7 protein-coding genes and 1 tRNA gene are annotated in these 5,186 nt (G+C 73.1%); 5 read left to right on the top strand and 3 right to left on the bottom strand.

What is annotated here, in order from left to right; all coding sequences use genetic code 11:
- Positions 1 to 1,036: amidohydrolase family protein (locus tag P1P75_RS39480; protein WP_319264454.1), on the top strand; the 1,036-nt coding region annotated here is incomplete at its 5' end.
- 112 nt (positions 1,037 to 1,148) lie between these two features.
- Positions 1,149 to 1,805 (top strand): SDR family oxidoreductase, encoded by a 657-nt coding sequence (locus P1P75_RS39475; RefSeq protein ID WP_319264453.1) that lies wholly within the window; start codon positions 1,149 to 1,151, stop codon positions 1,803 to 1,805.
- Positions 1,806 to 1,849: 44 nt separating this feature from the next.
- Here the strand turns inward: P1P75_RS39475 and P1P75_RS39470 are convergent, their stop codons facing one another.
- The gene (locus P1P75_RS39470) at positions 1,850 to 2,062 is read right to left on the bottom strand and encodes a hypothetical protein (protein WP_319264450.1); all 213 of its coding nucleotides are present in this window, start codon (positions 2,060 to 2,062) and stop codon (positions 1,850 to 1,852) included.
- Positions 2,063 to 2,160: 98 nt separating this feature from the next.
- Here P1P75_RS39470 and P1P75_RS39465 point away from each other — a divergent pair, with 98 nt between their 5' ends.
- Positions 2,161 to 2,511, top strand: a complete 351-nt coding sequence (locus tag P1P75_RS39465) for a hypothetical protein (protein WP_319264449.1) — start codon at positions 2,161 to 2,163, stop codon at positions 2,509 to 2,511.
- Between the two features lie 85 nt (positions 2,512 to 2,596).
- Here the strand turns inward: P1P75_RS39465 and P1P75_RS39460 are convergent.
- Positions 2,597 to 2,678: transfer RNA gene (locus tag P1P75_RS39460), tRNA-Tyr, on the bottom strand.
- A gap of 224 nt (positions 2,679 to 2,902) precedes the next feature.
- On the opposite strand from P1P75_RS39460, the gene P1P75_RS39455 reads away from it, so the two are divergent.
- Positions 2,903 to 3,391: a YajQ family cyclic di-GMP-binding protein gene (locus P1P75_RS39455; RefSeq protein ID WP_086773505.1), complete on the top strand. Its 489-nt coding sequence runs from the start codon at positions 2,903 to 2,905 to the stop codon at positions 3,389 to 3,391.
- A 124-nt stretch (positions 3,392 to 3,515) separates the two neighbouring features.
- Here P1P75_RS39455 and P1P75_RS39450 read toward each other — a convergent pair whose 3' ends face one another.
- The gene (locus P1P75_RS39450; RefSeq protein ID WP_086773506.1) at positions 3,516 to 3,782 is read right to left on the bottom strand and encodes a GlsB/YeaQ/YmgE family stress response membrane protein; all 267 of its coding nucleotides are present in this window, start codon (positions 3,780 to 3,782) and stop codon (positions 3,516 to 3,518) included.
- 166 nt (positions 3,783 to 3,948) lie between these two features.
- Between P1P75_RS39450 and P1P75_RS39445 the strand changes: the two genes are divergently transcribed.
- Positions 3,949 to 5,186, top strand: a 1,238-nt coding sequence (locus P1P75_RS39445; protein WP_319264447.1) for an APC family permease, incomplete at its 3' end; no start/stop codon positions are given.

Below are 5,186 nucleotides of genomic sequence, written 5' to 3'. Positions count from 1 at the left end.
CCTCCTCCCCGCCCCCGCCGAACCCCACGCCCACGCCGACACCGCCCTCTCCGCGGACACCGACGGCCCCGTCTCGTACGCTCCCGAGGACGTCCAGCGCCGCGCCACCGAGGCCGCGCTGCTGCAACTCGGACACGGGTCCACCGCGTCCCGCGCGCACGTCCGCGTCGACGGCGTCCAAGGGCTCGGCGCGCTGGCGGCCGTCCTCCAGGCCCGCCGCTCGCTGCGCGGGCTGGCCGAGCTGACGACGGTGGCGATGCCCCGGCTGCTGACCGGCGCGGCGGGCGCGGACGGGCTCGCGATGCTGCGGGACGCGCTGAAGATGGGCGCCTCGGTGGTGGGCGGCTGCCCGGACCTGGACCCCGACCCGACCGGCTATGTCGAGGCCGTCCTGGAAGTCGCCTCCGAACACGGCTGCCCCGTCGACCTGCACACCGACGCCGCCGACCCGGCCCGGCTGGCCCGGCTGGCCGCGATGGCGGGCGGCCTGCGCCCCGGCGTCACCCTCGGCCCCTGCGCGGCCCTCGCCCGCCTCCCCGCCGAGTCCGCGGGCCGCACCGCCGACCAACTCGCCGCGGCCGGCATCACGGTGGTCTGCCTCCCCCAGGGCGGCTGCGGCGCCACGGACCGCCGCGGCACGCCGCCGGTACGGCTGCTGCGGGCGGCCGGCGTCCGGGTCACGGCCGGCAGCGGCAGCCTGCGGGACGTCTCCAACCCGGTCGGCCGAGCCGACCCGCTGGAGGCGGCCTACCTCCTCGCCTCCCGCCACGGCCTGCGCCCCGAGGACGCCTACGACGCCGTCAGCACGTCCGCACGGGCGGCCCTGGGCCTCCCGGAGGTCCGGGTGGAAGCCGGCTTCCCCGCCGACCTGCTGGCCGTCCGCGGGGACCGTCTGGCGGGCGCGCTCTCACTGACGTACAGCCGGATCGTGATCCACCGGGGCCGGGTGGTGGCGCGCACCAGCGCGGTGCGCGAGTACTGCGACTCGGCGACGGAGTTGGGGCTGCCGCGGCAGGGACGGGGGACGGTGCCGTAGAGCGCGGGACCGCGGTTCCCGCGCCGGGCCGGACGGCGCGGGGCTGTCGTTCTCCCGCCGCGACGGCCGGGCCGGACGGCGCGCGAACGTGGCCGGGCGTACGGTCGAGGGCATGCGCATTGTCATCGCCGGGGGTCATGGTCAGATCGCGCTGCGGCTGGAGCGTCTGCTCGCCGCACGCGGAGTCGAGGTCGCGGGCATCGTCCGCAAGGCCGAACAGAGCGACGACCTGCGGGCCGTCGGCGCCGAACCGGTCGTCCTGGACCTGGAGTCGGCGTCGGCCGAGCAGGTCGCGGACGTCCTGCGGGGCGCGGACGCGGCGGTGTTCGCCGCGGGCGCGGGACCGGGCAGCGGTACGGCCCGCAAGGAGACCGTCGACAAGGGCGCGGCGGTCCTGTTCGCGGACGCGGCGCTGCGCGCGGGCGTACGCCGCTTCCTCGTCGTCTCCTCCTACGGCGCCGATCCCGGCCACCGGGGCGACGAGGTCTTCGACGTCTACCGGCGCGCCAAGGGCGAGGCCGACGCCTACGTCCAGGGCCTGGACGGCCTCGACTGGACGATCCTGCGCCCCGGTTCACTCACGGACGACACGGGCACGGGCCTCGTCCGGCTGGAGGCGCGGACGGGCCCGGGACCGGTCCCGCGCGACGACGTGGCCGCCGTGCTCGCGGAACTGCTGGACACCCCGGCGACGGCCGGCCTGACCCTGGAACTGATCTCCGGTTCGACGCCGGTACCGGTGGCGGTGAAGTCGGTCGCGGGCAACTGAGCGCGGGGCCCGGTGTGTTGCCGGGCGGGCGTCGCCGACGGCGTTCAGAACAAGGGCAGTTGGCCCGGAATGCCGGACAGTGCGTACCCGTCCAACGAGGGCTGGGCGGCGCCCAGTTGCGCCGTACTCCGGGAGCCGGGGCAGGAGGTCAGCCGGCCGTTCCCGCGCGACCCGGGCGGGTCGTGGCGGGCGAACCGTCCGGCGACCACGGCGATCTCGCGACGGCACTCGGGGCAGGTTCTGCGACGGCTGGACATGAGGTCAGTCTGCCCCAGTGCGCCACACGGGTACCGCACGGCACCGCACGCCCCGCTCGCCGCGCACAACTGCCGTCCCCTCCCTAGCATCCCTACATGTGGCACATACCTTCGAGGAACTCGTGGCGAAACAGCGCGCGGTCGACGAGGCTCACGCGAGGGTCCTGCACCTGCGGGACACCTACGGCGCGCCCACGGCGGCCCCCTGGTCCCAGGCCCAGACCGACACCTACGAAACCGCCTGGCGCGCCTGGCGCGATCTCGCCCGCGACACCCAGGCCGCGCTCTCCGAATACGCCAAGGACGAGAGCAGACCCCGCAACGCCGTCGAAGCGGACGTGAGGAGAGCCGCGAAGACCCCGGCGGAGGCACCGGGGACGGGGGCAGAGACGGGGACGGGATCAGTCTCCGGGCGGGCGTCCGAGGAGCCGCCGTCCGGCGACCGATGAGCCCGGCCGGGCAACCAGGCCCCCGAAACGAAGCAGACCCCCTCCGCTCTGCGTTTCCGCAGTTCGGAGGGGGTCTCACTCAGCGTGGCGGCGCCAGGATTCGAACCTGGGAAGGCTGAGCCGGCAGATTTACAGTCTGCTCCCTTTGGCCGCTCGGGCACACCGCCGGGTTTGCCACCGTTCGAACCGCTTTTCGGCGGGCTCTCCGGCAACGACGTAAACGATACCCGATGGGGAGGGGTGCTTCGCCACCTGGATTCCTCACCGTCCGGGGCGGGCCGGGTGGCTAGGCTTGTCCGGATGCGGCCCGCGTCTCGCACCGGGCCCGGCGGCAGCCCCACGGACGCCGGCACGCATCCGATACACACCCCGATACAAGGAGCCACAGGACATGGCCGACTCCAGTTTCGACATCGTCTCGAAGGTCGAGCGGCAGGAGGTCGACAACGCCCTCAACCAGACCGCCAAGGAAATCTCCCAGCGCTACGACTTCAAGGGCGTCGGCGCCTCGATCTCGTGGTCCGGAGAAAAGATCCTGATGGAGGCGAACTCGGAGGACCGGGTCAACGCCGTCCTCGATGTCTTCCAGTCGAAGCTGATCAAGCGCGGGATCTCCCTGAAGGCGCTGGAGGCAGGCGAGCCGCAGCTCTCCGGCAAGGAGTACAAGCTCTTCGCGGAGATCAAGGAGGGCATCTCCCAGGACAACGCGAAGAAGGTCGCGAAGCTCATCCGCGACGAGGGCCCCAAGGGCGTCAAGGCCCAGGTCCAGGGCGAGGAGCTGCGCGTCAGCTCCAAGAGCCGTGACGACCTGCAGACCGTCATCACGCTGTTGAAGGGTCAGGACTTCGACTTCGCGTTGCAGTTCGTGAACTACCGGTAGGACCTGACTCCTCTTCAGGACCTGCAGCGCGACGGGAAGGGCGGGGCACCGCGACAGCGGTCGCCCTTCCCGTCTGCCCGGCCCGATCGGGACGAGAGACCCGATCGGGACGAGAGGCCCCGGGTCAGTCCCGTGAGTTGCCGAACAGGATGCGGTAGGCGATCAGCAGCACCAGCGATCCGCCGATCGCCGCGGCCCAGGTGGCGCCGTCGTAGAAGTCCTTGGTGACGGGGTGGTCCAGCCAGCGGGCCGATATCCAGCCGCCGAGGAACGCGCCCGCGACGCCGATGACCGTGGTGCCGATGAAGCCGCCCGGGTCCCTGCCCGGCAGCAGTACCTTGGCGATGACCCCGGCCAACAGCCCCAGAATGATCCAACTGACGATGCTCATGTCCTGACCCTGCCCCTCCGCGCTGTGTCCGCACCGTCCCGGTGCTGTGATCCTGCTCCGGACAGGCTGTGCGTCCGCACCTCGTCCACGGCCCGTTCGTGCTGCGTTACCCGGGACGACGTGCTGACAGCGCCCGGTGGTTCCGCTGATCAGTAGGGTGCGGTGCATGACACCGTCCGGATCGGCCACCGATCTGCGGCGCACCCTGGGCGTCGGGGACGCCGTGGTCATCGGGCTCGGCTCCATGGTCGGCGCCGGCATCTTCGCCGCCCTCGCGCCCGCTGCCCGTGCCGCCGGCTCCGGGCTGCTGCTCGGACTCGCGCTCGCCGCCGTGATCGCCTACTGCAACGCCATGTCGTCGGCCCGCCTGGCCGCGCTGTACCCGGCCTCCGGTGGCACCTACGTGTACGGACGCGAACGGCTCGGCCCGTTTTGGGGGTATCTCGCGGGCTGGTCCTTCGTGGTCGGCAAGACGGCCTCCTGTGCGGCGATGGCGCTGACGGTCGGTGCGTACGTCTGGCCGGGGCAGGCGCACGCGGTGGCGGTCGCGGCCGTGGTGGCGCTGACCGCGGTGAACTACGGCGGCCTCCACAAGTCGGCCTGGCTGACGCGGCTGATCGTGGCGGTGGTCCTGGCGGTCCTCGCTTCCGTGATCGTCGTGTGCCTGGGCTCCGTTGAGTCCGACGCCGGGCGGCTGGACATCGGGACCTCCGGAGGCCTCGGTGGTGTGCTGGAGGCTGCCGGCCTGCTGTTCTTCGCCTTCGCGGGGTACGCGCGCATCGCGACCCTCGGCGAGGAGGTGCGGGATCCGGCGCGCACCATCCCGCGTGCGATCCCGCTCGCGCTGGGTATCGCGCTGGCCGTGTACGTGGGTGTGGCGGTCGCCGTCCTTTCGGTGCTGGGGTCGGGGGATCTCGGGCGGGCTGCCGCGCCGCTGGCGGACGCGGTGCGCGCCGCGGGTGTGCCGGGGCTGGTGCCGGTGGTCGGGATCGGGGCCGCCGTGGCCGCGCTGGGTTCGCTGTTGGCCCTGATCCTGGGCGTCTCGCGGACGACGCTGGCCATGGCACGGGACCGGCATCTGCCCGGCGTGCTGTCGGCCGTGCATCCGCGTTTCCAGGTGCCGCACCGGGCCGAACTGGCCGTGGGCGCGGTGGTCGCGGTCCTCGCCGCTACGGTGGACGTGCGCGGCGCGATCGGTTTCTCCTCCTTCGGTGTGCTGGCGTACTACGCGGTGGCCAACGCCTCGGCGTGGACCCTGGACGCGGCGCCGCTCAAGCGGGCGCTGCCGGCGGTGGGGCTCCTGGGCTGTCCGGTCCTGGCTTTCGCGCTGCCGGGAACCTCGGTGGTCACGGGGGCGGGGGTGCTGACGGTGGGCGTGATCGCGTACGGCGTGCGGGCGCGGGT

This window comes from Streptomyces sp. ID05-39B (assembly GCF_033794725.1).
Lineage (GTDB): Bacteria > Actinomycetota > Actinomycetes > Streptomycetales > Streptomycetaceae > Streptomyces > Streptomyces bobili.
This window is presented reverse-complemented; position numbering and strand designations above follow the sequence as displayed.

What these genes read in the sequence shown, in the direction of transcription:
- P1P75_RS39450 (WP_086773506.1), bottom strand. Translation starts at nt 3,782, where the DNA reads ATGAGCATCGTCAGTTGGATCATTCTGGGGCTGTTGGCCGGGGTCATC.
- P1P75_RS39475 (WP_319264453.1), top strand. Translation starts at nt 1,149, where the DNA reads ATGCGCATTGTCATCGCCGGGGGTCATGGTCAGATCGCGCTGCGGCTG.
- P1P75_RS39470 (WP_319264450.1), bottom strand. Translation starts at nt 2,062, where the DNA reads ATGTCCAGCCGTCGCAGAACCTGCCCCGAGTGCCGTCGCGAGATCGCC.
- P1P75_RS39455 (WP_086773505.1), top strand. Translation starts at nt 2,903, where the DNA reads ATGGCCGACTCCAGTTTCGACATCGTCTCGAAGGTCGAGCGGCAGGAG.